We start from the raw sequence: 26,338 nt of genomic DNA on the forward strand, positions 1-26,338 counted from the left end.
GATGCCGCAGCCAAGCCCCCAGGGACCGGGTTCACGGCGACCCGGCGTTCTGCCCGTAACGGTCGCCCCTTTTCGCAGATCCCACCGCGACCTGCCCCATAACGCTTTAGAAAGGATTACTCCTTCGCAATCGGTGTCTCACTAACCGCCACGGTTTCATTACCCTGGATTTTCTGCACCCGTTGCTCAACCTGCTGCACCGCGCTGGCATCCTTCAGCAGGGAATAAGTCAGCGTAAACTCGGTGCTCTTCCCCGGCTGGAGCTGCTTAACGCGACCCTGTTCTTTCTCAATGGTCACCGGGTAGGCATAGTTCGTGCCTGGCTCAATCCCGGTCACGTAACCCTGCTTCTGCGTATCGGTATTTTTCCACATGGTCAGCAGCGGCAGCTGTTTGATATCGAACTCAATTGATGCGCCTTTGTCGCCCTTGCTGTTGATCACCGCGGCCACAGTTTTACCGTTTTCATCGGCTTTCGGCGTGAGGTTAAACACCATCTCGTCGAAATCTTTAGTCGGCGCGCCGTAAACATTCCAGTCGTTCAGGCCTTTCTTCGCGTAATCGTTAAATGGTGAAACCGACTTCAGCGGCGCGATAAAGCGCGCGTCTTTTTCAAGGATCGGCGTACCGAAGTTGCTGTGATAGATAATCTGGTAATCGTGCGGATAGTCCGCGTGGTTGGTCAGCACATCGTGCACGGTAAAGGAGTCAGAGCCAGGCACGTAGCGCAGCTCGGTCCAGGTTTCGAGCTTCGCTTTTTTGAAGGTGGTTTCTTTCAGCAGGCCGCGAATACGGATTTCATGCGGCGCTTTTTCATCGACGATGACTTCCACTTTCGACGCTGGGGTATTGCCCGCTTTGCCGTGCAGCGTGTAAATCACGCCGTCTTTGGTCACCGGATGGCCGGTCCACTCAAAGCCGCAGCGCACCATCATTTCGTTAAAACCTTCCAGCCAGCCAAGGCCATTGCGGCTTTCCAGATTGATGTAAGCCGGATTGACGACCTCATCGACCGGAGAATCCCAGCCAAGTCGCACGCCGTGGCCGTTAACATGCAGCAGATCCATGCCTCGCGTTGGGCTAAGGGCGATGGTCAGGCCGTTTTTACTGGTGATGGTCAGCACTTTCGAGCCTTCCTGCTTACCACCGTGCAGAACCTTTTGCTGAATGCTGAAGTTCTCACCGGAAAGCTTCAGCTGCTGGCTGTTTACCTGCCAGTTTCCCTTTTCCACACTGGTTTCAGCATCCGTCAGCAGCCAGCTTTGCGCCGATGCCTGACCACAAATGAATGCCGTAATTAACCCTGCCAGAAGTCTTTTTTTCATCACACTATCCCTTTTGCTGAATTGATTTAGCTTTAACGGCATCAAGACTACAAATCAGCACGGGATAAAAATGTGACAGTCATCACCGGATGAACTTTTGGCCATTTTTAGTCTGATAAACGTGCTATTACTCACTAAAAAATGCATATAACGATCGGTTTCTCATTTTTAATGAGATACAGAGCAGATTACCCATCACCGCAGACTTAACGATTCAGCTATTTTTATCAGGACCAGTGAAAAATCATGATTGCCAGGCAGGCTATCCCACTCGCGTGCGTTCCCGGGTGCACGAAGATTGCATCACACCGGAGCCAGCGTTAAGGTGGTCACCCTCAGTGAATAACAAGTGATTAACAGGGTATGAGCTTCTCGGCTTTCGGTGACAAATTTACGCGCCACTCGGGCATTACGCGCCTGATGGAAGATATGGGTGAGGGTTTACGCACGCCGGGTACGGTGATGTTAGGCGGCGGTAATCCGGCGCAGATCCCCGCAATGAATGACTATTTCCATCAGCTTTTGCAGCAGATGCACGACGAAGGCAAGCTGACGGATGCGCTTTGCAACTACGACGGCCCGCAGGGTAAAAGCACGCTGCTGAACTCCCTGGCGGAGCTGCTGAGTAAAGAGCAGGGCTGGCAGATTTCGCCGAAGAATATTGCCCTGACCAACGGCAGCCAGAGCGCCTTTTTCTACCTGTTTAACCTGTATGCCGGGCATCGCGCTGACGGTCAGAAAAAGCGCGTACTTTTCCCGCTGGCTCCAGAATATCTTGGCTATGCCGATGCCGGGCTGGATGAAGATCTGTTTGTCTCCACCCGACCGAATATCGAAATGCTGCCGGAAGGCCAGTTCAAGTATCACGTGGACTTTGAGCATCTGCATATCGGCGAAGATACCGGCCTGATCTGCGTCTCCCGACCAACCAACCCCACCGGCAACGTCATCACCGATGATGAACTGCTGAAGCTGGACGCGCTGGCGCAGCAGCACGAGATTCCTCTGCTGATTGATAATGCTTACGGCGTTCCCTTCCCGGGCATTATTTTTAGCGAGGCGCGCCCGCTGTGGAATCCGAACATCATTCTGTGCATGAGCCTGTCCAAGCTGGGGCTGCCCGGCTCACGCTGCGGCATCATCATCGCCGATGAAAAGGTGATTTCGGCCATCAGCAATATGAACGGCATCATCAGCCTCGCTCCCGGCAGTATCGGCCCGGCCATCGCCCATGAAATGATCCAGCGTGGCGATCTGCTACGGCTGTCGGAAGAGGTGATCAAGCCGTTTTATCAGGAACGCGTTAAACAGACGATTGCGGTTATTCGCCGCTATCTGCCGGAAGATCGCTGCCTGATCCACAAACCAGAAGGCGCGATTTTCCTCTGGCTGTGGTTTAAGGACCTGCCGGTTTCCACGGAAATTCTCTACCAGCGGCTGAAGCAGCGCGGCGTGCTGATGGTGCCGGGGCATTTCTTCTTCCCGGGACTGGAGGCAGAGTGGCCGCATACGCATCAGTGCATGCGCATGAACTATGTTCCGGACAGTGAAGTGATCGAACGGGGTGTGGCGATTCTGGCAGAAGAGTTAGAGCGGGCACGAAGCGAAGGATAAACAACAGGGGCCGCTTAGCGGCGGCCCCTGCATAAACATTATTTCAGGATTTCAATGCGGCGCGGCTTATTGGCTTCCGGCACCACGCGTTCCAGGTCGATGTACAGCAGACCATTTTCCAGGCGAGCATCGCGTACGTGGACGTGCTCTGCCAGCTGGAATTTACGCTCAAAGTTACGTTCCGCGATGCCCTGATACAGATAGGTGCGCTGCTCCTGATCTTCAGGATGCGAGCCGCGAACGGTCAGCAAATTGTCGTGGGAGGTAATTTCCAGTTCGCTTTCTGCAAAACCGGCCACGGCAATTGTAATACGATAATGGTTTTCAGCCACCAGCTCCACGTTGTACGGTGGGTAGCCGCCGTTGTTCCCCTGGCCCTGATTAGATTCCAGCAGGTTGATCAGACGGTCAAAGCCAATGGATGAACGATACAGTGGGGCAAGGTCGAAATTACGCATTATTAAGCTCCTGATATTCAGCGAGTTATTAGGATATCGACTCTCCACAATGGACGAGTCGCTGGCGCAGTAGGTGCTGCCCTGTCGGCACAGGCACCTTACTGACCGTAGTAGTAAAATGGTGACAGCAGTGGCGCTTTCAAGGGTAAATTGTGATTTTTTTAACCCGATCGCACTGAATGTCATACACTCAGGGATGAGTTCGTCGGCCTTAGTGCCAGCCACCGTAGAGTGGGCCGGGATTTTTCCGCGTTTGACGACAGATCTCAGCAGGCTGCAACGACTGAAGGGATAGTAAATGATGAAGGCATTAAAGAAGTATACCGCTGCAGGATTACTCACCTGCGCCTCACTTGGCGCAACCAGCGGCTGCTCAAGCGTTATGACCCATACCGGCCCCAGTCAGGGCTATTATCCAGGCACGCGCGCCAGCGCCAGCGTGCTGACCGATGAAAACAGCAGCTGGGCGATGAAACCGCTGGCGGCGATTGATTTACCGTTCTCGGCGGTGATGGATACGCTGCTGCTGCCGTGGGATTACTATCGCACCGATGATACAGACTCGCCACGCGAGCGCGTACGCCGTAGCGAGCAGCAAAACCGGACCGCCGACGGACTGTCGCAGGCGGCGCCGATGGCCGCTAATTCACCGACGCCATAAAAATCTGCTGATAGCCGTCACGGCTGCGCAGGTAGGCCACGTGCTGGCCATCGGGGGAAAAGACCACCGCATCCGCTGAGGGGGCGGTTTCACTGCGTGGGGTAATGCGGCGCAGTTTTCCCGTCTCCAGGGTACAGAGGGTCACGCTGTTGTCGCAGATAAACGCCAGGCTGCCGCCGTCAGGATGCCAGCTGAAGGCGGACTGAATGTCGCTCTCCGACCGGGTAACCTGACGCGGTTCGCCGCCTAGCGGAGACACCGTCCACAGCTGAACCACCGCGTTATCATCCTTCATCAGGAAGGCAATGGCACTGCCGTCCGGAGCGCTGCGCAGCCAGTGCCGCGGCATGCTGCTCAGACCTGGATAACGCCGCTGATGGGTAAAGGTGATGCGCCGCTGCTGCACACTCTTAGGTGGAGCAGGGAGCCGCGTCGCCGTACCTTCCAGCGGAGAAACGCCCGCAACGGCAAAATCGGCATTGTCCTCCGGCAGATCGACCACGAAAACTTCCGCCACCTTCTCGCCGTTTGTCGCCAGCGTATCGCCGATAAAGGCCAGCGCCCAGCGCTGACGCTGCGCGCCACGCCGATAGCCCCGGGTGCCAATCCAGCCCTCTTCGTAAGCGCGATTGATCTCATCGCTGCCTGGCTGCGGTGCTGCGGTTGTCTGACTGACCAGCACGCAGTAGTGGCTGCCGTCGTATTCGCGCGGATGGCTTTTGGGCGGGCACACCGCATGCAGCGGTACGGCAACGCCAACATTGCGTAAATCTTGAGTTTTGTCCCACTCATGCATCACATGATCGTTGTAGGTAAAACTTAAGCGACTGCCGTCCGGACTGAAGACATGAACGTGGGAACCGCCGCGCAGCGCGCCCGGCGTGAAGGGCGGCGTAATATCGCAGGCGTCCAGATTCTCAGCCACGCCGTGCTGAATAATCACTCCGCGCCGGTGGTGAAAATCATATTTCCACAGGCTGTCAGGATGCTCCGGCCCGTGGATACACACATAGCGCGGCGGAAGATCCGGACTGGCGGTTACCACGCCAACATGCGCACCGTCCCGCGCCTGATACAGCACCTCTACCGCGCCGCTGCTGACGTTGACCCGCTCAATAGTCAGGCCGGTAAAAGACGCCCCGGAAGGGCGCACGTCATAGACCAGCCACTGGCTGTCGGCGGTCCAGACGTTAATGTTGGTCAGCTGATGATGTCGGGGGGCGAAGGTGATCTGTTGTTCACTCATCGGGCAGTCCTTTTACAGAACAAATTTCTCAATCGCCACGGCGACACCGTCTTCACGATTGGATGTCGTCACAAACTGGGCGACCTCTTTCACCACCGGAATCGCATTGCCCATCGCCACGCCCGTACCGACAAATTCCAGCATCGCCAGGTCATTTTCCTGATCGCCCAGCGCCATCAGCTCGTCGCGCTGCAGGCCAAGACGTTCCGCCAGCAGCTTAACGCCGGCGCCTTTGTTCACCTCTTTATTGAGGATTTCCAGGAAGAACGGGGCGCTTTTCATGATGGTATTCCGTTCGTAAGCTTCAGCAGGAATGCGGGCGATGGCCGCGTCCAGCCGCTCAGGCTCATCGATCATCATAATTTTCGGGAAGATAAGCGTTGGGTCCATTTCCTCAACGGTACGGTAGCGCAGCGGCATGCCGGTCAGGCCCACTTCGTGGATGGTGTAGCGGCTGATATCTTTGTTGGCGGTATAAAGATGGCTCTGGGTAAGCGCCTGGAAGTTAACGCCCAGCTCGCGGGACATCTGCTCGTAATAAAGATAGTCTTCGAAGGTCACCGGCACTTCGGCCACGCAGCTGGCATCATTTGCTTTCTGCACCAGCGCGCCGTTGTTGGTGATGCAGTACTGGCCTTCTTTCTCCAGGCCCAGCTCGCGCAGGTAGCGCTGTACGCCGAGGAACGGCCGCCCGGTTGCCAGCACCACCGCCACACCTTTATCGCGTGCCGCTTCAATCGCCGCCTTTACGCGTGGGGTCACTTCATGCTGCGGGTTAAGCAGCGTCCCATCGATATCAATCGCTATTAATTTAATCGCCATGCCACACTCCTTAGCTTCATGTTTTCCTCCATGCTAGCGCGATTCAGCGGGCGATCACCAGCGGGTTAGACAGTTTGCCAGTCCGCATTCGCTAAAAGTGGCAATGCGATTCATGGTGCAGGGGATTAACTGAAATAGCCGAGACAGAATTAAGGCAGAAATAAAGGCAGAGGCAGAGGCAGAGGCAGAGGCAGAGGCAGAGGCAGAGGCAGAGGCAGAGGCAGAGGCAGAAAGGATAATTCAGGGGCGGCCTGAAACAAGCCGCCCCTGTATCGGGTCTTAGATATCGATGTTTGCCGCCCGCAGGGCGTTTTCTTCGATAAAGGCACGACGTGGCTCAACCGCATCACCCATCAGGGTAGTGAACAGCTGATCGGCCGCAATCGCATCTTTCACCGTCACGCGCAGCATGCGACGGCTATCGGGATCCATGGTGGTTTCCCACAGCTGATCCGGGTTCATCTCACCCAGACCTTTGTAGCGCTGAACGGACAGGCCACGACGTGACTCTTTCACCAGCCAGTCGATCGCCTGCTCGAAGCTGGCAATCGGCTGACGGCGTTCGCCGCGCTCAATGTAGGCATCCTCTTCAATCAGGCCGCGAAGTTTTTCACCCAGCGTACAGATTTTGCGGTATTCCGCGCCCAGCATAAACTCCGTATCCAGCGGATAGTCGGTATCCACACCGTGGGTGCGGATGCGAAGCACCGGCTCAAAGATGTGCAGTTCACGGTTTTCACGCACCACACCGGCATAGCTGCTGCCGTGCTGCTCTTTCTCGTTCAACCAGCCTACCAGGGTGTCCAGCCAGCTTTGCACCGCAGCTTCCGCAGACAGATCGCTCAGCGTTGGGTTGTAGATCAGCGCATTCAGCAGCGACACCGGATAGCGGCGCTCCATACGTTTGATCATTTTGCGCGTGCTGTTGAATTCAGCCACCAGTGACTCCAGCGGCTCACCGGCCAGCGCAGGGGCGCTGGCATTGGTGTGCAGCGTGGCACCATCAAGGGCGATAGCGATCTGGTACTGGTCCATTGCCTCATCGTCTTTGATGTACTGTTCCTGTTTGCCTTTTTTCACCTTGTACAGCGGCGGCTGCGCGATATACACGTGGCCGCGCTCGATGATTTCCGGCATCTGACGGTAGAAGAAGGTCAGCAGCAGGGTACGGATATGCGAACCATCGACATCGGCATCGGTCATGATGATGATGCTGTGATAGCGCAGTTTGTCCGGGTTGTATTCGTCACGGCCAATGCCGCAGCCCAGCGCGGTGATCAGCGTCGCGACTTCCTGCGAAGCGAGCATCTTGTCGAAGCGCGCCTTTTCTACGTTAAGGATTTTACCCTTCAGCGGCAGAATCGCCTGGTTTTTACGGTTACGACCCTGCTTGGCTGAACCGCCTGCAGAATCACCCTCCACCAGGTAGATTTCAGACAGCGCCGGGTCGCGCTCCTGACAGTCGGCGAGCTTGCCCGGCAGGCCCGCCAGGTCCAGCGCGCCTTTACGACGGGTCATCTCGCGGGCACGGCGTGCGGCTTCACGCGCACGGGCGGCATCGATAATTTTACCGACGACGATTTTCGCATCGCTCGGGTTTTCCTGCAGGTAATCGCTCAGCAGTTCGTTCATCTGCTGCTCAACCGCCGTTTTCACCTCGGAGGAGACCAGCTTGTCTTTGGTCTGCGAGGAGAACTTAGGATCCGGCACTTTCACCGACACCACGGCAATCAGGCCTTCACGCGCATCGTCACCGGTGGCGCTGACTTTGGCTTTCTTGCTGTAGCCTTCTTTGTCCATGTAGGCGTTCAGCGTACGGGTCATCGCCGCACGGAAACCGGCCAGGTGCGTACCGCCGTCGCGCTGAGGAATGTTGTTGGTGAAGCAGTAAATGTTTTCCTGGAAGCCGTCGTTCCACTGCAGCGCCACTTCCACGCCAATGCCGTCTTTTTCGGTAGAGAAATAGAACACATTTGGATGGATAGGGGTTTTATTCTTGTTCAGATACTCGACAAACGCCTTGATGCCGCCGTCGTAATGGTAGTGATCTTTCTTATCGTCACGCTTATCTTCCAGCCTGATCGACACGCCGGAGTTCAGGAAGGAGAGCTCGCGCAGGCGTTTCGCCAGGATTTCATATTCGAAATCAATGACATTGGTAAAAGTCTGGTGGCTTGGCCAGAAGCGCACGCGGGTACCGGTAAGTTCAGTCTCGCCGGTCACGCTCAGCGGAGCCTGCGGCACGCCGTGCACATAAATCTGCTGGTGGACTTTGCCTTCGCGACGGATCGTCAGCTCCAGCTTTTCAGACAGAGCGTTAACCACCGAAACACCCACGCCGTGAAGACCGCCGGAAACTTTATACGAGTTGTCATCAAACTTACCGCCTGCGTGCAGAACGGTCATGATCACTTCGGCAGCGGAAACCCCTTCTTCCGGGTGAATACCGGTAGGGATACCACGGCCATCATCCTGCACGGAAACCGAGTTATCGGCATGAATGGTAACAACAATATCGGAGCAGTAGCCGGCGAGTGCTTCGTCAATAGCGTTATCCACGACCTCGAAGACCATGTGATGCAGACCGGTACCGTCATCCGTATCGCCGATATACATACCAGGGCGCTTGCGTACAGCATCAAGTCCTTTCAGAACTTTGATACTTGAGGAGTCATAAGAATTCGACATCAACGTTTCTCGCTCATTTAATCTTCAGGTTGAACCGCTATTTTACCCTGTTCCACGTGGAACATCTTGCCCTTTTCGTCAGCCATATCGAACACATGCTCAGTTCCAATGGCACTAACGAAAACCTGGGCCTGAGTGGCTTTCAGACGCGACGCCAGCAGCTGTCGACGCGTCTCATCCAGCTCAGAGGCAAAATCATCTATCAGATACAGGCAACGTCGCCCGCTCTGTCGGGTGAGAAACTCACCCTGCGCCAGCCTCAGGGCGCACATCAGCAGCTTAAGTTGGCCGCGAGACAGTAAATCTTCTACCGGTGTGCCCTCGGCCCGGATGCGGAAATCCGCTTTATGCGGGCCGGTGGCGGTATAGGTCAGTGCGCGATCGCGTTCGAACTGGCGTTCAAGCAGCTCCGCGTAGTCGCTCTCTTTATCCCAGCCGCGCTGGAAGGAGAAACTAAGCTCGAACTCGGGTAAAAACTGTGCACAGGTTGTATTGATATCGGCGGCGATGGCTTCGCTGTAGGCCGCGCGCCAGGCGCTTATCTGCTCGGCCAGCGGGGCCAGTTCGCGATCCCATGCCTGGATCTGCTGGTAGCGCGTCACCTGACGCAGCGCGGCATTGCGCTGCTTCAACAGCCTGCGCAGATTGTTCCAGGCGTTAAAAAAGCCCGGCTCGTTGTGGAAGCAGCCCCAGTCGATGTAGGCGCGGCGAAATTTCGGCCCGCCGTTCAGCAGGGTAAACCCCTCCGGCGTAATCAGCTGCATCGGCAGCAGCTGCGCCAGCTCGGCCACTTTATGCCCGTCGCTGCCGTCGATGCGGACTTTGCTGTCGCCGGCGCGATTTTTGGTCAGGCCAACCGAGATCTCGCGCTCGGCACCGCCAATACGGCCATGCAGCACAAAGGCATCCTGGTCATGGCGGATCACCCGACCGGCCTGCAGGCTGCGGAATGCGCGCCCGTGGCCGAGGGTATAGATCGCTTCCAGCACGCTGGTTTTGCCGCTGCCGTTGGGCCCCACAAGGAAGTTAAACCCCGGGGCCAGCGTCAGATCCGCATTTTCAATATTGCGAAAATCTTTAATAAGAAGGCGGGTTAAAGCCATAACGAATCCAGCGTGAAGGGGATTTTACCTGACATATGCGATCCAGGCCGTCGGCGGCGCAGCCAGTCTGGTTACGGCCAGCGCACAGAACCTGGGAGCATACTGAAGTATGTGACCAAGGGCGAGCACTGCCCGGGACCAGAATGGCAAGTAAGCCAGGCCGATATTCTCTATAATCTCATCGGCATAACAACGTAGGCCGCATTCTGGCTGGCTGCATCTTCAATCTGCACGCTGGAAACCGAATCGGTCAGCAGCAGACGCACGTTTTCACACTTCAGTGCGTTCAGCACGTCCAGCACGTAGCTGACGTTGAAGCCGATTTCGAGATCGGTACCGCCGTAGCTCACGTCCAGAATTTCTTCCGCTTCTTCCTGCTCCGGGTTGTTGGCGGTGATTTTCAGCTGATTTTCGCTGATATACAGCCGCACGCCGCGGAACTTCTCATTGGACAGGATCGCCGCACGGGAAAACGCCTGCTTCAGCAGATCGCAGCTTGCATCGAGGGTTTTATCCGGGTTTTTCGGCAATACGCGGCGATAATCAGGGAAACGGCCGTCAACCAGCTTGGAGGTGAAGATGAAATCACCGACGTGCGCGCGGATGTTGTTGCTGCCGATCTGCACCTGCAGCGGCGTATCGCCACCGTCGAGCAGGCGGACCAGCTCAATCACCCCTTTACGCGGCACGATCACCGAATGGTTGGGCAGAGACTGCCCCACCGGCATCGAGCAGACAGCCAGGCGGTGCCCGTCGGTAGCGACGGTGCGCAGCTCTTCGCCTTCGGTTTCAAACAGCATGCCGTTCAGGTAATAACGCACGTCCTGATGCGCCATCGAGAACTGCGTGGCTTCGATCAGGCGCTTCATGGTTGCCTGCGGCAGGGTGAATTCCACATCGATCTGCCAGTCGTCCAGATTCGGGAAATCGGTGGCGGGCAGGGTGGAAAGCGAGAAACGGCTGCGGCCGGAGCGCACCAGCATTCTGTCACCTTCCAGAATCACGGTGATTTCAGCGCCTTCGGGCAGGCCACGGCAGATATCAAAGAATTTACGCGCCGGAACCGTCGTGGCGCCAGGCTGATGGTCCTGAGTCAGCGCCACGCGCGCGACCATTTCCATCTCTAAATCGGTACCGGTCAGCCGCAGGGTGCCTTCATCGACCTGCAGCAGCAGGTTACCGAGGATCGGCAGAGTAGGGCGGCCGCCTAACGGGCTGCTGACCTGCTGTAATGGCTTAAGTAAACGCTCACGTTCTACAATAAATTTCATAGTCAGGAAGATAATGTTCTGATTAGATTGGAGAAATCTTCTTTAATGTCGTGACTTTCTTCACGCAGCTGCTCGATTTTGCGGCAGGCATGTAGCACGGTGGTATGGTCACGACCCCCGAAAGCGTCGCCGATTTCCGGCAGACTGTGGTTGGTCAGCTCTTTGGCCATCGCCATCGCCATCTGGCGCGGGCGGGCTACGGAGCGGGAACGCCGCTTCGACAGCAGATCGGCCACTTTAATTTTATAGTATTCGGCAACCGTCTTTTGGATGTTGTCGATAGTGACCAGCTTTTCCTGCAGTGCCAGCAGATCGCGCAGCGCTTCGCGAACGAAATCGATGGTAATGGCCCGGCCGGTAAAGTTGGCGTTGGCAATCACGCGGTTCAGCGCCCCTTCCAGCTCGCGCACGTTTGAGCGCAGGCGCTTAGCAATAAAGAAGGCCACTTCGCCCGGCAGGCGAATGTCATTCTCATCCGCTTTTTTCATCAGGATCGCCACGCGGGTTTCCAGCTCGGGCGGTTCGATCGCCACCGTCAGGCCCCAGCCAAAGCGAGATTTAAGACGATCCTCAACCCCGTTGATCTCTTTTGGATAGCGATCCGAGGTCAAAATGATCTGTTGATTGCCTTCCAGCAGCGCATTAAAGGTATGGAAGAACTCTTCCTGAGAACGCTCTTTATTAGCAAAGAACTGGATGTCATCGATCAGCAGTGCATCGACCGAACGGTAATAGCGTTTAAATTCTTCGATAGCGTTATTTTGTAAGGCTTTGACCATGTCCTGCACGAAACGCTCAGAGTGCATATACACCACTTTCGCATTCGGCTTACGCGCCATAATGCCGTTGCCTACCGCATGCAGCAGGTGCGTTTTACCGAGGCCCGTACCGCCATACAGAAACAGCGGGTTGTATGCGCCGCCCGGGTTATCGGCCACCTGACGCGCCGCCGCGCGCGCCAGCTGGTTAGATTTACCCTCAACGAAGTTGTCAAAGTTGTGCTTGGTGTTAACGTTCGAGCGGTACGACAGCTCCGCCGGCGCAGGCAGGTTGTCCCAGCTTGGGCGAACCGGTGCCGCACGGGTGCCAAAACCCGGCGCACTCGCGTGTGCGCTGGCCATCACCGGCTGGCTGACGGGCTGCGCCACCGGCTTGCTGCCGACTTCAAATCGCAGCAGCGGAACGTTTGGCCCGCAGAAGTCATTCAGCAGTGCATTGATATTATTCAGGTACTTATCCCGAACCCAGTCGAGTACAAACCGATTTGGTGCGTATAATGCCAGCGTGTTGTCATTCAGTTCGGCCTGCAAGGGGCGTATCCACATGCTGAATTCGGTGGCAGGTAGCTCATCCTGCAAACGGGCAAGACACTGTTGCCAAAGCGTAAGTGACACGGCGGACTCCACTCGAAAAAAAATTCGATAAGAAATAATAAGGGCGCTGAAGCGATAATTTCATCATTGTTGACGCATGCCGATGAGACGCATGCGAACCGTTATCTACGGTTACTCCACTCTAACCCGGCATCCTGGAAGCATGCGGTTAGCAAGACGACCCGGAGGATCGTTAGCGGAACGGCGGATCATAGCGTAAACCGCCGCAGAGATCTTCACTTTCTACACAGTTTTGATCCAATTTATCCACAGGCGCATACAACGCAGATTAGTTTACGCCACCCTGCGCAAAAGACATTCAGGATCGTCTGCATTCAGTGAAATTTAATGGTGCCATCACGTTATTGCCGCAAAAACAATGTAACGGGATCGCCAAGAGATCCTGCACGATCCTTGCGCTTTTTGGCAGAGGCCGTATAATTCTTGCCCCGGCGTGCTGCGCCGTGGCCCTTATGGCTGTTTTTGCGGGTCAAAACGGGCAATCAGGGCGCGGTTTTCACGCGAAGTAAATTGACTCTGGACTGTACAATTATTACAATCCCGCCTCTTTATTAAAGATACACTGAGGCGTCGGTCGGTTTTTCTGGCCAGTTAACGCGTCACCAAGTGAAATTATTCAAGTTTAGGTAGAAATCGCCATGAAACGCACTTTTCAACCGTCCGTACTGAAGCGTAACCGTTCACACGGTTTCCGTGCTCGTATGGCAAATAAAAATGGTCGTCAGGTTCTGGCACGTCGTCGTGCTAAAGGCCGTTCTCGTCTGACCGTTTCTAAGTAATAAAAGCTAACCGCTGAGTGGTTAAGCTCGCATTTCCCAGGGAGTTACGTTTGTTAACTCCCACTCATTTCACTTTCGTCTTCCAGCAGCCACAACGGGCTGGCACGCCGCAAATCACCATTCTCGGCCGCCTGAACACGCTGGGGCATCCCCGCATCGGTCTGACCGTCGCAAAAAAACATGTTAAACGCGCGCATGAACGCAATCGGATCAAGCGATTGACCCGAGAAAGCTTTCGCCTGCGTCAACATGAACTTCCCGCAATGGATTTTGTCATTGTGGCGAAGAAAGGGGTCGCTGACCTTGATAACAAGGCCTTGACGGAAGCGTTGGAGAAATTATGGCGTCGCCATTGTCGCCTGGCTCGCGGTTCCTGATCGGGCTGATTCGCGTGTACCAACGCGTAATCAGCCCGTTATTAGGACCTCACTGCCGGTTTCATCCTACCTGTTCGCAATACGGAATTGAGGCATTGCGCAGGTTTGGTGTGATAAAAGGGAGTTGGTTGACGATGAGACGCATATTAAAATGCCATCCTTTGAACCCAGGTGGCGACGATCCGGTACCGCCAAACAACCATTGATACCAGAGAACATTAACGATGGATTCGCAACGCAATCTCTTTCTCATCGCTTTTCTGTTCGTGTCTTTTATGATCTGGCAAGCGTGGCAGACGGATAATAATCCTCAGCCATTGCAGACTCAGACCACACAGACCACGACAGCAGCGGGTGATGTCGCTAACCAGGGTGTTCCTGCCAGCGGCCAGGGTAAAACGATCACCGTTAAGACCGATGTCCTGTCTTTAAACATTAATACTCGCGGTGGTGATATTGACCAGGCACAACTGCTGACCTATCCGGACTCACTGGGTTCTGATAAGCCTTTCCTGCTGCTGGAAAATACCCCGGCATTCCTGTATCAGGCGCAGAGCGGCCTGACCGGTCGTAACGGCCCGGACAACCCGGCAAACGGCGGTCGTCCTCTTTATACTGCTTCTCAGGATAGCTTCGAGCTGGCCGATGGTCAGAGCGAACTGCGTATCCCGCTGACCTTTACCGCTGAAAATGGCGCCGTTTACACCAAAACCTTCGTACTGAAGCGCGGTGAATACGCCATTGGCGTCGATTATCAGATCAACAACGCCACCCAGCAGCCGCTGGAAGTGTCGATGTTCGGTCAGCTGAAACAGACTATCGACCTGCCTAAGCATCGTGATACCGGCAGCAACAACTTTGCGTTGCACACCTTCCGTGGCGCGGCTTACTCCAGCAGTGAGACCAACTACGAGAAGTACAAATTCGATAAGATCAGCGATAACGAAAACCTGAGCACCACCACCACCAACGGTTGGGTGGCGATGCTGCAGCAGTACTTCGCTACCGCCTGGGTCCCACAGACCGCAGGCAGCAACACGCTGTACACCAGTAACCTGGGTAACGGCGTTGCGGCTATCGGTTATAAATCTGCACCGGTGACGGTTGCGCCAGGTTCTCAGCAGGAGCTGAAGGCGACCCTGTGGGTTGGCCCGGAAATCCAGGACAAAATGGCGGCGATTGCCCCACACCTGGACCTGACCGTCGACTACGGCTGGCTGTGGTTTATTTCTCAGCCGCTGTTTAAGCTGCTGAAATTCCTGCACAGCTTTATCGGTAACTGGGGCTTCTCAATTATCGTTATCACCTTTATCGTTCGTGGCATCATGTACCCGCTGACCAAAGCGCAGTACACCTCCATGGCGAAAATGCGCATGCTGCAGCCTAAGATTCAGGCGATGCGTGAGCGTTTAGGCGATGACAAACAGCGCATGAGTCAGGAAATGATGGCGCTGTATAAGTCTGAGAAAGTGAACCCGCTGGGCGGCTGTCTGCCTCTGGTTATCCAGATGCCAATCTTCCTGGCGCTGTACTACATGCTGATGGGCTCCGTTGAACTGCGTCACGCGCCGTTCGCACTGTGGATCCACGATCTGGCCGCGCAGGACCCGTACTACATCCTGCCGATCCTGATGGGTATCACGATGTTCTTCATCCAGAAGATGTCGCCGACCACCGTGACCGACCCGATGCAGCAGAAGATCATGACCTTTATGCCGGTGATCTTCACCGTGTTCTTCCTGTGGTTCCCTTCAGGCCTGGTGCTGTACTACATCGTCAGTAACCTGGTGACCATTATCCAGCAGCAGCTGATTTATCGCGGCCTGGAAAAACGTGGCCTGCACAGCCGCGACAAGAAGAAAGCGTAAGGTTAAAAACACGCGGCAGCCTTTTTACGGTTGCCGCGTGTCAATATCGTACACAGTGTTTACACTAAGGCGGTCATGCAGACCGCCTTATTTTTTTGCATCAAAAGAGAGTTAACCATGAGCCATAGCGATACGATTGTTGCCCAGGCGACGCCGCCAGGACGCGGCGGCGTAGGGATTCTGCGCGTTTCCGGTAGCAAAGCGGCGGAAGTGGCACAGCTGCTGCTGGGCAAGCTGCCTAAGCCGCGCTACGCCGACTACCTGCCGTTCCGCGACGCCGACGGCAGCACGCTCGATCAGGGTATTGCGCTGTGGTTCCCCGGCCCTAACTCCTTTACCGGCGAAGATGTGCTGGAACTGCAGGGCCACGGCGGCCCGGTGATCCTCGACCTGCTGCTGAAACGCATCGTGGCGCTTCCCGGGCTGCGCATCGCCAACCCGGGCGAGTTTTCCGAGCGCGCCTTCCTCAACGACAAGCTGGACCTGGCCCAGGCGGAAGCGATTGCCGACCTGATCGACGCCAGCTCCGAACAGGCGGCACGCTCGGCCGTCAACTCGCTGCAGGGCGTATTCTCCACCCGCGTTAACAACCTTGTGGAAGCACTTACTCACCTGCGAATCTTTGTGGAAGCGGCCATCGACTTCCCGGATGAGGAGATCGACTTCCTCTCCGACGGCAAAATTGAAGCCCTGCTGCACAAGGTGATTGCCGATCTTGACGGCGTGCGTGCCGAAGCGCGCCAGGGCAGCCTGCTGCGCGAAGGGATGAAGGTGGTGATCGCCGGCCGCCCTAACGCCGGTAAATCCAGCCTGCTCAACGCGCTGGCCGGGCGCGATGCCGCAATCGTCACCGATATTGCCGGCACCACGCGTGACGTGCTGCGTGAACACATTCACATCGACGGCATGCCGTTGCATATCATTGATACCGCCGGGCTGCGTGAAGCCAGCGACGAAGTGGAGCGCATCGGCATTGAACGTGCGTGGAAAGAGATCGAACAGGCCGACCGCGTGCTGTTTATGGTCGACGGCACTACCACCGGTGCAACCGAGCCTGCGGAGATCTGGCCGGACTTTATTGCCCGCCTGCCGGAAGCGCTGCCGATCACCGTGGTGCGTAATAAAGCCGATATGACCGGTGAGACGCTGGGAATTACGGAAGTAAACGGTCACTCACTTATTCGCCTTTCCGCCCGCACCGGCGAAGGTGTGGACGTCCTGCGCGACCATCTCAAGGCCAGCATGGGCTTCTCGGGCAATATGGAAGGGGGGTTCCTGGCCCGTCGCCGTCACCTTCAGGCGCTGGAACTGGCGGCAGAGCATCTGCAGCAGGGCAAACATCAGCTGCTGGGCGCCTGGGCGGGTGAACTGCTGGCGGAAGAACTGCGCCTGGCGCAGCAAAGCCTGAGTGAGATCACCGGCGAATTCAGCTCCGATGACCTGCTGGGCCGGATATTCTCTAGTTTCTGTATTGGTAAGTGATTAACTGTGAGGCACCGATAAGGTGCCTACCTCCAGCCAGTCATTAATCTTCTTGCCCTGGACTGCATGCCTTGCAGAATTGAATCACTAATCAGTGCAGGAAATTCTGCTGGTAGCTGGTTTCTGACTTTCTCCACAACGTCATCCATCGACTGTGCAAATTCAGTCAGAATACTTTCCATCGATTCTTTGGCAAACCCAACGGTTTGAGCCGTATGGAAAAAGTGACGAGGGAAAATCTGCTCAATGGCATATTTCTTGCCCTTTGAGCCAGTCAGCCCCATGGCCAGTTTGGCATCCCTGTGGTCAATACCCCGGCCGCCAATCCCCGGGTACATTGAGAGAATGTCATAGTAAGGCGTGAGACGATATCGTCCCTCGGATTCAATAAAAACGGAAAAATTCTTTGCATGCCCATCCGTGGCGGCCAATAGCCAAAACAACACCTGAGCCTTCATAAAGCTATAGCGGTCCCTTTCTGGCTCAACCGCCCCTAACAGAAACGACATTATGGCGGAAATCCCTGGTCCACCATGATTTTCATATTTCAGCGCGGGAGGGACACTCAACACCTGGCAAAAATCCTCCTGCGGCAGTCGCATAATCCAGCGACCGTCCGAGGCATATTTACGATCGAACCGCTCTACCGCCAGCGCTTTTATCTTTCCGGCTCTGAGCATAAAACATTGCGGTACCGGCAGCCCGAACTCCCGGGCAATAATCATACATATATATTCATTCTCAACGCTGTCAGACATATCAATCGAGTAGGAGTGACTCTCGATCTTACCAATCGGTAACTTGAGGATATGCGTCGTTGGCGTGGCATTGATGGGCAGGCACCAGCCACCATCTTTAAAGAGCAGTGCCGTTTTTTCCTGGGCACCGGCAATTGAGATACGAAAATCATCTTCTGAGTCAATCATCCCCAGTGGAGCATCCGACTGGTATCCCGTTAATATGCTTTCAAATTGCTGCTCGGACAGGGACTTATATTCGATCTGTTTTATATCGCTGACGGATTTTCCCTGGGGTACCAGTTGCAACGCACCAACGCTGTCCTGGCCCACTTTGGCCAGCAGATCAAACGGCTGGGTAGAATCTGCCTGATGCCGGGTAACAATTCGTCTTCTGATATCCGGGTTATCAGGCAACAGATTGTCGAAGAAATTATAAACTTCATCACCTTGATAGGGCTGATGGCGCAGCGGCATAGAGAGTGAGACAGGACGACTGCCCGGCAGCTCAATCCAGTTCGCATCATAGGTAAAATGATGTGCTCCACTCCCCGTTTTTGTTAATACCCCTACATGATAGCCATTCATATAAACATCAAGCGCTGCCATTACCATTCCTCTTTCCATGAAGATGCTGCCCCGGAAGCCTCATTGCTGTCGGCATCGCTTTTCCTGGGCGTGACGGTCAACTCTAAATTCAATGCCGAAAGGATCTTAAAGAAGGTTTCCAGCTTGGTGGAATCAGGATGTTGTTCGAAGCTGGATACGGTATCCTGGCGAATACCCACCTTATTGGCCACTTTGCCCTGTGAAAGCTTCTGCGTGATACGGACATCTTTCAGATAACTACTCAGCTGTTTGCTGTTAGTAACCTTCATTTTGGCACCTTACCGGTTGTGGGCGGTAAGATGAATATTACACGCTTTAGCCGGTGAAACAATATTTACACGCTATAGCCGTTAGCATGATTATTACCGGCTATAGCGTGTAGACCTGCACATAAGTGAGCATTTACTGACCTGCATTAACGGCCTGTTAATGCAGGTTTTTATCAAAGATTAATTCTCAGTCTGGCAGTTACGCGGCGTAATATTATTTTCCTTCGCGTAGGCGCTGGCGGATTTTTCAATGATCGGGCGCAACAATGCCCAGTCCGGTGAAATCCAGTCGCTGATCACTTTCCACTGGCTGCCGTCCCACTGCTGGAAGGTCACGCGGCCCTGGCCTTCGTGGTCTTCGCAGGTCACGTTAATCGAGTGGAACAGGCCTTTGGCGCCCAGCGCTTCGACGCGGGCGGCGTCAAGCTGCAGATGCTCGAAGCCCCAGCGGATTTCGTCGCCGGTCAGCGTGCGGTGGCCAAACTTCTGCTGCGCGATGCGAATCGCCTCAACGTTCAGAATGCCGTTAACAATGCCGAGGTTATGATAGACGCTGCCGATGCGTTTCCGATCCTGCAGATTACCCTTACCGGCACCGTAGACCTTATCAATAATCTCTTTCACTACCGGGTAAACCGAGCCGGAAGCCTGGGTGGTCAGCGCAATATAGCCTTTCGCCGCGTTACCCGCCGGGATCACGTCCTCTTCGGAGTTAGACCAGACGTTACCGATAATATGATCCGCCGGGTAACCGACCTTCTGCGCGGTTTTCAGCGCCACCGGGTTCATCACGCCAAAGCCGCGCAGCACCACGTAATCCGGTTTTGCCCGGCGAATGGTCAGCCACTGCGACTGCTGTTCGTTGCCCGGATGCGGCACTTCAATCTGCTGCACTTCAAAGCCGTATTTTTTCGCCAGCAGCTCAAAGATCGGGATGGTTTCCTTGCCGTACGGCGAACCGTGGTACAGCACGACAATTTTTTTCCCCTGCAGCTTGTCCAGACCGCCCAGACGGGTACCGATAAATTTGATGATCCCCGACGTTTCGCTGTACGGGTTAAGCAGCAGCGGGAAGACATACGGGAAGACGCGGCCGTCGGTCGAATCGGTACGGCCATGATCGATAGTGATTAGCGGCGTTTTATCGCGGGTGACGTCATCGATCATCGCATAGGCAATCCCCACGGAAAGCGGGTTCCACGCGGCAACGCCGGGCTTACTTTTCTGGCGTTTGTAACACTCCACGCCGCGCTCCACTTCATACTGGGTTTCACACTCATCCCAGGTGAGCTTGACGCCGTTGACTCCGCCGTCACGCTGATTAATCAGCTGTAAGTAGTCAATAAACCCGCCGAAGAAGCCGCTGCCGGCGGCGGCATAGGGGCCGACGCGATAGCTCTGTAGCGGGAAATACTGTTCATCCGCCCTGGCGCTGAGCGAGAGCTGCGCCAGCAGCAGCGTAACCCCGACGAGAAGCCGGGTAAGCGTTATCACCTTCATTTTTACCATTTTCATGCCCTGTTATTAGTAGAATTATTTTGCCCGGCGAAGCCGTCAGCTCCAGGCGTGCAGCGGGGGATTGACCCCGTTCAGCGCGTAGTTGCCGAGGATGGCGTACTTCCAGCGCACCGGATCGTGCAGCGTATGGGTACGGGCGTTGCGCCAGTGGCGATCGAGATTGTGCTCGGCGAGGGTGGAACGGGTGCCCGCCAGTTCGAACAGGCGGTTGGTCGCCTCAATGGCGATTTCCGTGCTCAGCACCTTGGCTTCCGCCACGGCAATTTGCGCTTTTGCCACGTTCTCCGCCGTCGGTTCTGCCACCGCGCGATCGATCCACAGGCCCGCTTTTTCCTGCAGCGCTTCAGCAGCATGCAGCCGCAGCGTCAGATCGCCCACGCGCTGAATGGTATAAGGATCGTCGGACGCGCGGTCCAGCCCGCTGTCCACCCAGGGACGCGATTTCTCACGTACGAAGCGGATGGTTTCGTTGATGGCCGCTTCGGCGATGCCGGAATCAATCGCCACCTGCACAATCTGGAAAATCGCGCCGTCGGCGCTGGGGGCTTCATAGCCCTTATAGCCGGGAACCAGATGGGTTTTCGGCACCCGCACGTTATCCAGCAGCACGGTGCCGCTGGCGGTGGTGCGCTGGCCGAAGGCAGACCAGTCGTCGATCACCGTCAGTCCCGGCGCGTCGCGGTCGGCAATCGCGTACCATGCCCGCCCCTGGTCATCCAGCGCCACGATCGGCACCAGATGCGCCAGCAGCGCGCCGCTGGAATAGAATTTTTTGCCGCTGACCAGAACATGATCGCCGTCGTCGACAAAACGGGTTTCGAAATCCGCCGCGCGCCTGCTGCCGAACTCGGAAAAGGCATTGCCGAAGCGCACGCCGCTGAGTACCTGAGCAAACAGCGCACGTTGTTGTGCTTCATCGCTGACCGTGCGGATTGCCGCCACCACGCCCAGATGGTTCTGGGAGATCTGCGAAATGGACGGATCGGCGGCGGCAACGATCTGCACCACCTTCGCCAGAGTGGCATAAGACACTTCCGGGCCACCAAAGCGTTTCGGCACGTTGATTGACCACAGCCCGCTTTGTGAGAACGCGTCCAGCTCGGTAATCGGCAGGATGCGATCGCGATCGCGCTCGGCGGCGGTGAGAACGAACTGCGCGGCCAGTTCGGTGGCCACGCGGATAGCCTCTTCATCGCTCTGGATAACATGCGCGGGCTGCGCCGGGCGTGGATAGCCGGGCACGCCGCGCGGAGCGGTGCTGGTGGAATGTGGCTGAGGTGCGGTGACTGCATCGTCGGTATGAAGCGTACTCATCGGTATTCTCCTGTGTAAAAGTTATGCTGCAAAGCCCAGATAAATTCTCTGTACGTCTTCCTGCTGGCTCAGCGCCTGCGCACTGCCGGAAAGCGCCACGCTGCCGGTATCCAGCACGTAAGCGCGATGGGCGTGGCGTAGTGCCACCGTGGAATTCTGTTCTGCTACCAGAATCGATAGCTTTTTCTGCTGGTTAAGACGGGTCAGCACCGCAAAAATCTCTTCAACAATCAGCGGGGCCAGGCCCATTGAGGGTTCGTCCAGCAGCAGCAGCTGGGGTTTCGCCATCAGCGCGCGGCCGATGGCCGCCATCTGCTGTTCGCCGCCGGAGGCCAGCCCGGCGGCCAGCTGTCGTTTGTCCTTCAGCCGCGGGAAAATCTGATAGATCTCCTCCAGCCCCTGACGTATCTCCGCCCGGGAGGCCGAACGCGCCAGCGCACCGGCTATCAGGTTTTCCTCCAGGGTCAGCGACACAAAGCAGTGCCGTCCCTCCAGCACCGGGACAATGCCGCGCTTCACCAGACGGTGCGGGGCTTCGGCGGTAATATCCGTGCCGCGCCACAGCACGCGGCCCGCGCTGACCTCACCGCGACGGGCGGGCAGCAGGTGTGAGATCGCCTGCAGGGTGGTGGATTTCCCCGCGCCGTTGCGCCCAAGCAGCGCCACAATTTCGCCTTCGCCCACGGTGAGCGAAATATCCTCCAGCGCGACGATATGGCGCTGATAGCGGGCGCTGAGATGCGATACCTCAAGCAGCGCGTTACGGTCAGTCATGATGTTCTCCGCGAGGTGAAAAACGACGCCAGCCGCTGCGTCAGCGCCGCCAGCCCTTTCGGCTCGGCAATCAGGAACCCGATCAGCAAAACGCCGACGATGATGTTCTGCACCAGCTCCAGCACGCCGGAATCCACCTGCTGGCCAAACAGCCATCCTCCGAGGCGGGAGAGCAGCAGCGGGAACAGCGTCAGCAGCGCCGCGCCAAGAAACGCGCCGCGGACCGTACCTAATCCTCCGATGATGATAATGAACAGCAGTTGGAAGGACCGGTCCAGATTGAACCCCGCCGGTTCAACATTGCGCAGATAGGTGAACGACCACAGCACCCCGGCAATACCGATAATGAAAGAGGAGAAGCCGAAGGCGATCATCCGGGTACGCAACACCGGTACGCCGATGACCCGGGCCGCCAGCGGATTGTCGCGCACGGCGATAAAGTTGCGTCCGGCCGAGCTGTTAACCAACCGCCAGACCAGCCAGGTCAGCAGGCTGACCACCGTCAGAGTGAACAGATAGCGCCGCTCGGAGCTGTCGACGATCCACGCGCCCAGATGCAGCGGAGCCACCGAGACCACGCCGGACGCACTGTTCATCGAAAACCAGCTGAAGTTGTTCAGCGCCCACTGGACAAAGAACTGCGTCGCCAGCGTAGAAATCGCCAGATAAAAACTGCTGAGCCGCAGGCTCGGCAGGCCGAAGATCAGCCCCAGCAGCGCACTGATGCCGCCCGCCAGCAGTAAAACCAGCGGCAGCGGCAGGTCCAGGCGACCAATCAGGTTCAGCGCGGCATAGGCACCCACCGCCATAAAGGCGGCGCTGCCGAGGGAGATCTGCCCGGTATAGCCTGCCAGCACGTTCAGCCCCAGCGCCGCCAGCGACAGTGCCAGGAACGGCGTCAGCACCGCATCAAACAGGTATTCGTTACCGACCAGCGGCAGCAGAATAAATGCCACGACGGGCAGAATAAGCCATCCTATATTGCGGCGAGGCAGGGCGGTCGTAGAGAGAGTCGACATGGTTACAGCCTCGATAAACGGTGGGAGCCAAACAGGCCCGCAGGGCGAATCAGCAGGAACAGCAGCGCCACGGCGTAGGCGATCCAGCTGTCGATCCCGCCGCCCAGCAGCGGGCCGAGATACACCGATCCCAGCTTTTCGATCAGCCCAACCAGCAGTCCGGCAACAATCACCCCGGCCACCGAATCAAACCCGCCGAGCACCAGCACCGGCAGCGCCTTCAGCACCACCAGAGACAGCGAGAACTGTACGCCCAGCCTTGCCCCCCACAGCAGCCCGGCGACCAGCGCGACAATCCCTGCCGCCGCCCAGACTACCGCCCACAGGCGCCCGATATTCAGACCCACCGCCAGACCAGCAAAGGTATCATCCGCCACCGCGCGGAACGCCAGCCCGGTGTGCGTATAGCGGAAGAACAGGCTCAGCAGCAGCACCATCAGCCCGGCAACGCCTGCGGCAAACAGATCGAACTGGCTGATCAGCACGCCGCCGACTTCAAACGGTGTGTCGTCGATGCCCAGATCCAGCGCGTGAACCTGTGTACCCCACAGCAGTTGGGCGGCACCTTCGATGATGTAGGACACGCCCAGCGTGGCAACGAACAGTACGATCGGCGGCTGATTCACCAACGGCCGCAGCACGGAGAACTCAATCAGCATGCCCAGCAGCGAAATCGCCACCAGGGTAACGGGGAGCACGGCCCACACCGACCAGCCGCGTTCGACCAGGCAAACGAAGGTGAGTGCCGAGAACAGCAGCATTGAGCCCTGGGCAAAGTTGAAGACCCCGGAGCTTTTGTAAACCAGCACAAAACCCAGCGCGACCAGCGAATACATCACGCCCGACAGCAGGCCGCCGACGCTGACTTCAATCAGGAACAGCCAGTCAATGTTCATCCTCTGGCCTCCGGTGCGGCGGTGTCCGCCGATGAACCCAGATAGGCCGCAATCACCGCCGGGTTTCGCCGGATTTCATTCGGGGTTCCCGTGGCGATATTGCGCCCGTACTCAAGCACCACAACGCGATCGGACAGGCTCATCACCACGGCAATATCGTGCTCGATCAGCAAAATGGTGGTGCCGAAATGGCGGCGTATCTCGCGGATAAGATCGCTAAGCTGCTGTTTATCCGCCAGCGTCATCCCCGCCATCGGTTCGTCGAGCAGCAGCAGGCGAGGACGGGCAACCAGCGCTCTCGCCAGCTCAACGCGCTTTTGCATGCCGTATGACAGGCTGGAAGTCAGGCTGGACGCGACTGCATCCAGGCCAAAGAAATTGATGACCGCGCGCGCCTGCTGCAGCTGACCTGCCGTTTCATGCCGCGCACGCGGCAGGCCGAATATCTCACCCAGCAGCGACGTTTTCCGGCTGTATGCCAGACCCTGCAGGACGTTATCCGTCACCGACAGACCGCTAAACAGCGCCAGATTCTGGAAGGTGCGTGCCACACCGGCGCGGGCCAGATGCTGCGGACGGAGAGCGCGATAGCGACGATCGTCGAGGGCGATCTCGCCGCGATCGGGGCGGTAGAGGCCGGAGATCACATTCAGCAGGGTGCTTTTTCCCGCGCCGTTCGGACCAATAATCGCCAGCAGCGATGACGGCTCCGCCACCAGCGAGACGTCGCTTAGGGCCTTTACCCCGCCGAATGAGAGCGCGATGCCCGAAAGCTGTAGCGATGCGCCAGGCTTAACGGCTTCGGCCGATCGTTCCGCGATCCACGCATGCCGCAGTGCCGCCAGCGAGGCCGGGGATGCTTCTGATAACGACATAATTCTCTCCTGGTCAGCAGCGTTTCAGGTTGTTTTGCCGCTTTCTCATATAACTATTTGCGATTTATAAATAAAGAAACCAACACTTAGGTTATAAGAACGTAAGCAGAATGTGTGCCAATGTTGATAAAGGTTATTTTCTTTTTAATTCAGTGAATTGCGCTGATAATCAATGATTGAATATGCTTCATTTGCAGCAGGAATGTTGTTGTGATGCTGCAAATGCAGCATCACACTATTAACGGGACGATATAGTGGGGAATGAACAATATTCAGCTTATTTATGGATTTTATGCTGTATAAAGGACATCAAAAACGAGGGTTATCTGGATTTTTTCTTATCCGGTGCGCTTCTGTTCGGTTTAACCACAGAGGAAATGATATTAATCCGAATTTCACCCCATTGAGGGGATCACGGGTGAAAAGTCGTAAGATTATTCTTACAATAGCATTGATGATTACCCGACCATTTTCATGGAGTGACAGATGGCAAGTCATTTTGCACGCTGGACTCTTGTCCAGACGAAAGCGCAGGTTCACCGACTTCCGCTACAGCTGGTAGAACATTCGGCCAGTCTTGCGGAGAAGCGCCGCCGCCGCTATCTTGCAGCCAGAACGCTGCTGGCGGAAATGATGCTGAGGGTGTATGGCATCCCTCAGCTCCCCGATATCCGCCTTACTGACGGCGGACGCCCCGTTTTTTCCGATCCCGAGCTGCCTGATTTCAGCATTTCCTACGCCGGTAATATGGTGGGCGTGCTGCTGGCGGAAGAGGGCTGCCGCGCTGGCCTGGATATGGAAATCGTTCGCGCGCACAGCCGTCAGACTTTAGAGCAGTACCTGCACTCTTTTTCCTCCGGTGAGAAAGCCTGGATCAACGCCCAGAACGATCCGTCAGAAGCCTGCACCCAGATCTGGACTCTTCGACAAAGCATTCTGAAAATGACCGGGGAAGGGAGCGGCGGTTTTGATGCCCTGCGTCTGCATCCCGCTTCGGGAAGGCTGCGTTCTTCAACGCTGGCGGATATTCAGGCTATCTGCGATGTGGAAGCACTGATGGTGTGGTCCTGCGCGCTCTCGCCGGGAACCGATCGGCTACAGCTGTGGGAGTATGACGAAGCAGAAGGGTGGAATTCACTGCAGAGTATTAACGTTTTTTCGTTGAATATGGGGCCACGCGCGCTGCGTTTAACCAGCCTGCCTGCCGAGAAGCAGCACCACTATTCCTGAGATCAGGGT

23 protein-coding genes and 1 pseudogene are annotated in these 26,338 nt (G+C 56.4%); 8 read left to right on the top strand and 16 right to left on the bottom strand.

Annotation, left to right across the window (positions count from 1 at the left end; all coding sequences use genetic code 11):
* Positions 1–116 precede the first annotated feature (116 nt).
* A complete protein-coding gene (locus EC836_RS15250) occupies positions 117–1,325 on the bottom strand; it encodes an aldose 1-epimerase family protein (RefSeq protein ID WP_123334573.1) in 1,209 nt (402 codons plus the stop codon).
* 363 nt (positions 1,326–1,688) lie between these two features.
* Here EC836_RS15250 and EC836_RS15255 point away from each other — a divergent pair, with 363 nt between their 5' ends.
* Complete coding sequence (locus EC836_RS15255) at positions 1,689–2,939, top strand: valine--pyruvate transaminase (protein ID WP_123334575.1); 1,251 nt, start codon at positions 1,689–1,691, stop codon at positions 2,937–2,939.
* Positions 2,940–2,977: 38 nt separating this feature from the next.
* Here EC836_RS15255 and ibpA read toward each other — a convergent pair whose 3' ends face one another.
* Positions 2,978–3,397 carry a small heat shock chaperone IbpA gene (gene ibpA / locus EC836_RS15260; protein ID WP_123334577.1) on the bottom strand — a complete coding sequence of 140 codons (420 nt, stop codon included), beginning with the start codon at positions 3,395–3,397 and terminating at the stop codon, positions 2,978–2,980.
* A 301-nt stretch (positions 3,398–3,698) separates the two neighbouring features.
* On the opposite strand from ibpA, the gene EC836_RS15265 reads away from it, so the two are divergent.
* A complete protein-coding gene (locus EC836_RS15265; protein WP_123334714.1) occupies positions 3,699–4,058 on the top strand; it encodes a YceK/YidQ family lipoprotein in 360 nt (119 codons plus the stop codon).
* On the opposite strand, the gene EC836_RS15270 is transcribed toward EC836_RS15265, so the two are convergent.
* The 6 genes from EC836_RS15270 to dnaA all read right to left on the bottom strand — a co-directional run bounded on the left by EC836_RS15270 (position 4,039) and on the right by dnaA (position 12,582).
* The gene (locus EC836_RS15270) at positions 4,039–5,304 is read right to left on the bottom strand and encodes a DUF3748 domain-containing protein (protein WP_123334579.1); all 1,266 of its coding nucleotides are present in this window, start codon (positions 5,302–5,304) and stop codon (positions 4,039–4,041) included. The genes EC836_RS15265 and EC836_RS15270 overlap by 20 nt on opposite strands.
* A 12-nt stretch (positions 5,305–5,316) precedes the next feature.
* Complete coding sequence (yidA, locus tag EC836_RS15275; RefSeq protein ID WP_123334580.1) at positions 5,317–6,126, bottom strand: sugar-phosphatase; 810 nt, start codon at positions 6,124–6,126, stop codon at positions 5,317–5,319.
* Between the two features lie 279 nt (positions 6,127–6,405).
* Entirely contained in the window at positions 6,406–8,814 is a 2,409-nt protein-coding gene (gyrB, locus tag EC836_RS15280; RefSeq protein ID WP_123334582.1) for a DNA topoisomerase (ATP-hydrolyzing) subunit B, read from the bottom strand.
* A 17-nt stretch (positions 8,815–8,831) separates the two neighbouring features.
* Positions 8,832–9,917 (bottom strand): DNA replication/repair protein RecF, encoded by a 1,086-nt coding sequence (recF, locus tag EC836_RS15285; protein WP_123334584.1) that lies wholly within the window; start codon positions 9,915–9,917, stop codon positions 8,832–8,834.
* Positions 9,918–10,087: 170 nt separating this feature from the next.
* Entirely contained in the window at positions 10,088–11,188 is a 1,101-nt protein-coding gene (gene dnaN, locus EC836_RS15295; protein ID WP_123334588.1) for a DNA polymerase III subunit beta, read from the bottom strand.
* 2 nt (positions 11,189–11,190) lie between these two features.
* The gene (gene dnaA, locus EC836_RS15300) at positions 11,191–12,582 is read right to left on the bottom strand and encodes a chromosomal replication initiator protein DnaA (RefSeq protein ID WP_123334590.1); all 1,392 of its coding nucleotides are present in this window, start codon (positions 12,580–12,582) and stop codon (positions 11,191–11,193) included.
* A 638-nt stretch (positions 12,583–13,220) separates the two neighbouring features.
* Here dnaA and rpmH point away from each other — a divergent pair.
* The 5 genes and pseudogenes from rpmH (at position 13,221) to mnmE (ending at position 17,088) form a co-directional block, all read left to right on the top strand.
* Entirely contained in the window at positions 13,221–13,361 is a 141-nt protein-coding gene (gene rpmH / locus EC836_RS15305) for a 50S ribosomal protein L34 (RefSeq protein WP_003023858.1), read from the top strand.
* 17 nt (positions 13,362–13,378) lie between these two features.
* On the top strand, positions 13,379–13,738 hold the full coding sequence (gene rnpA, locus EC836_RS15310) for a ribonuclease P protein component (protein ID WP_105595320.1): 360 nt from the start codon (positions 13,379–13,381) through the stop codon (positions 13,736–13,738).
* A pseudogene (yidD, locus tag EC836_RS15315) lies at positions 13,702–13,960 on the top strand (membrane protein insertion efficiency factor YidD). The gene rnpA and the pseudogene yidD overlap by 37 nt, the downstream one beginning before the upstream one ends.
* Before the next feature lie 2 nt (positions 13,961–13,962).
* Complete coding sequence (gene yidC / locus EC836_RS15320; protein WP_123334594.1) at positions 13,963–15,606, top strand: membrane protein insertase YidC; 1,644 nt, start codon at positions 13,963–13,965, stop codon at positions 15,604–15,606.
* Positions 15,607–15,723: 117 nt separating this feature from the next.
* Positions 15,724–17,088 (top strand): tRNA uridine-5-carboxymethylaminomethyl(34) synthesis GTPase MnmE, encoded by a 1,365-nt coding sequence (mnmE, locus tag EC836_RS15325; protein WP_123334596.1) that lies wholly within the window; start codon positions 15,724–15,726, stop codon positions 17,086–17,088.
* A gap of 26 nt (positions 17,089–17,114) precedes the next feature.
* Here the strand turns inward: mnmE and EC836_RS15330 are convergent, their stop codons facing one another.
* The 8 genes from EC836_RS15330 to EC836_RS15365 all read right to left on the bottom strand — a co-directional run bounded on the left by EC836_RS15330 (position 17,115) and on the right by EC836_RS15365 (position 25,099).
* Positions 17,115–18,434 (bottom strand): type II toxin-antitoxin system HipA family toxin, encoded by a 1,320-nt coding sequence (locus EC836_RS15330; protein ID WP_123334716.1) that lies wholly within the window; start codon positions 18,432–18,434, stop codon positions 17,115–17,117.
* Complete coding sequence (locus tag EC836_RS15335; protein WP_123334598.1) at positions 18,434–18,703, bottom strand: helix-turn-helix domain-containing protein; 270 nt, start codon at positions 18,701–18,703, stop codon at positions 18,434–18,436. The genes EC836_RS15330 and EC836_RS15335 overlap by 1 nt, the downstream gene beginning before the upstream one ends.
* Positions 18,704–18,883: 180 nt before the next feature.
* Positions 18,884–20,212 (bottom strand): ABC transporter substrate-binding protein, encoded by a 1,329-nt coding sequence (locus EC836_RS15340; protein ID WP_233599342.1) that lies wholly within the window; start codon positions 20,210–20,212, stop codon positions 18,884–18,886.
* 45 nt (positions 20,213–20,257) lie between these two features.
* On the bottom strand, positions 20,258–21,535 hold the full coding sequence (locus EC836_RS15345) for an SfnB family sulfur acquisition oxidoreductase (RefSeq protein ID WP_123334600.1): 1,278 nt from the start codon (positions 21,533–21,535) through the stop codon (positions 20,258–20,260).
* Positions 21,536–21,556: 21 nt separating this feature from the next.
* Positions 21,557–22,309, bottom strand: a complete 753-nt coding sequence (locus EC836_RS15350; RefSeq protein WP_123334602.1) for an ABC transporter ATP-binding protein — start codon at positions 22,307–22,309, stop codon at positions 21,557–21,559.
* A complete protein-coding gene (locus EC836_RS15355; protein ID WP_123334604.1) occupies positions 22,306–23,328 on the bottom strand; it encodes a branched-chain amino acid ABC transporter permease in 1,023 nt (340 codons plus the stop codon). The genes EC836_RS15350 and EC836_RS15355 overlap by 4 nt, the downstream gene beginning before the upstream one ends.
* A gap of 2 nt (positions 23,329–23,330) precedes the next feature.
* Positions 23,331–24,224 carry a branched-chain amino acid ABC transporter permease gene (locus EC836_RS15360; protein WP_123334606.1) on the bottom strand — a complete coding sequence of 298 codons (894 nt, stop codon included), beginning with the start codon at positions 24,222–24,224 and terminating at the stop codon, positions 23,331–23,333.
* Complete coding sequence (locus EC836_RS15365; protein WP_123334608.1) at positions 24,221–25,099, bottom strand: ABC transporter ATP-binding protein; 879 nt, start codon at positions 25,097–25,099, stop codon at positions 24,221–24,223. Before EC836_RS15365 ends, EC836_RS15360 begins: the two co-directional genes overlap by 4 nt.
* 486 nt (positions 25,100–25,585) lie before the next feature.
* Between EC836_RS15365 and EC836_RS15370 the strand changes: the two genes are divergently transcribed.
* Positions 25,586–26,329 (top strand): 4'-phosphopantetheinyl transferase superfamily protein, encoded by a 744-nt coding sequence (locus EC836_RS15370; protein ID WP_123334610.1) that lies wholly within the window; start codon positions 25,586–25,588, stop codon positions 26,327–26,329.
* Positions 26,330–26,338: the final 9 nt, after the last annotated feature.

The organism is Erwinia sp. JUb26, assembly GCF_003751505.1.
In the GTDB taxonomy this organism is placed as follows: Bacteria; Pseudomonadota; Gammaproteobacteria; order Enterobacterales; family Enterobacteriaceae; genus Erwinia.

What these genes read in the sequence shown, in the direction of transcription:
- EC836_RS15250 (WP_123334573.1), bottom strand. Translation starts at nt 1,325, where the DNA reads ATGAAAAAAAGACTTCTGGCAGGGTTAATTACGGCATTCATTTGTGGT.
- EC836_RS15255 (WP_123334575.1), top strand. Translation starts at nt 1,689, where the DNA reads ATGAGCTTCTCGGCTTTCGGTGACAAATTTACGCGCCACTCGGGCATT.
- ibpA (WP_123334577.1), bottom strand. Translation starts at nt 3,397, where the DNA reads ATGCGTAATTTCGACCTTGCCCCACTGTATCGTTCATCCATTGGCTTT.
- EC836_RS15265 (WP_123334714.1), top strand. Translation starts at nt 3,699, where the DNA reads ATGAAGGCATTAAAGAAGTATACCGCTGCAGGATTACTCACCTGCGCC.
- EC836_RS15270 (WP_123334579.1), bottom strand. Translation starts at nt 5,304, where the DNA reads ATGAGTGAACAACAGATCACCTTCGCCCCCCGACATCATCAGCTGACC.
- yidA (WP_123334580.1), bottom strand. Translation starts at nt 6,126, where the DNA reads ATGGCGATTAAATTAATAGCGATTGATATCGATGGGACGCTGCTTAAC.
- gyrB (WP_123334582.1), bottom strand. Translation starts at nt 8,814, where the DNA reads ATGTCGAATTCTTATGACTCCTCAAGTATCAAAGTTCTGAAAGGACTT.
- recF (WP_123334584.1), bottom strand. Translation starts at nt 9,917, where the DNA reads ATGGCTTTAACCCGCCTTCTTATTAAAGATTTTCGCAATATTGAAAAT.
- dnaN (WP_123334588.1), bottom strand. Translation starts at nt 11,188, where the DNA reads ATGAAATTTATTGTAGAACGTGAGCGTTTACTTAAGCCATTACAGCAG.
- rpmH (WP_003023858.1), top strand. Translation starts at nt 13,221, where the DNA reads ATGAAACGCACTTTTCAACCGTCCGTACTGAAGCGTAACCGTTCACAC.
- yidC (WP_123334594.1), top strand. Translation starts at nt 13,963, where the DNA reads ATGGATTCGCAACGCAATCTCTTTCTCATCGCTTTTCTGTTCGTGTCT.
- mnmE (WP_123334596.1), top strand. Translation starts at nt 15,724, where the DNA reads ATGAGCCATAGCGATACGATTGTTGCCCAGGCGACGCCGCCAGGACGC.
- EC836_RS15330 (WP_123334716.1), bottom strand. Translation starts at nt 18,434, where the DNA reads ATGGCAGCGCTTGATGTTTATATGAATGGCTATCATGTAGGGGTATTA.
- EC836_RS15335 (WP_123334598.1), bottom strand. Translation starts at nt 18,703, where the DNA reads ATGAAGGTTACTAACAGCAAACAGCTGAGTAGTTATCTGAAAGATGTC.
- EC836_RS15340 (WP_233599342.1), bottom strand. Translation starts at nt 20,212, where the DNA reads ATGGTAAAAATGAAGGTGATAACGCTTACCCGGCTTCTCGTCGGGGTT.
- EC836_RS15345 (WP_123334600.1), bottom strand. Translation starts at nt 21,535, where the DNA reads ATGAGTACGCTTCATACCGACGATGCAGTCACCGCACCTCAGCCACAT.
- EC836_RS15350 (WP_123334602.1), bottom strand. Translation starts at nt 22,309, where the DNA reads ATGACTGACCGTAACGCGCTGCTTGAGGTATCGCATCTCAGCGCCCGC.
- EC836_RS15355 (WP_123334604.1), bottom strand. Translation starts at nt 23,328, where the DNA reads ATGTCGACTCTCTCTACGACCGCCCTGCCTCGCCGCAATATAGGATGG.
- EC836_RS15360 (WP_123334606.1), bottom strand. Translation starts at nt 24,224, where the DNA reads ATGAACATTGACTGGCTGTTCCTGATTGAAGTCAGCGTCGGCGGCCTG.
- EC836_RS15365 (WP_123334608.1), bottom strand. Translation starts at nt 25,099, where the DNA reads ATGTCGTTATCAGAAGCATCCCCGGCCTCGCTGGCGGCACTGCGGCAT.
- EC836_RS15370 (WP_123334610.1), top strand. Translation starts at nt 25,586, where the DNA reads ATGGCAAGTCATTTTGCACGCTGGACTCTTGTCCAGACGAAAGCGCAG.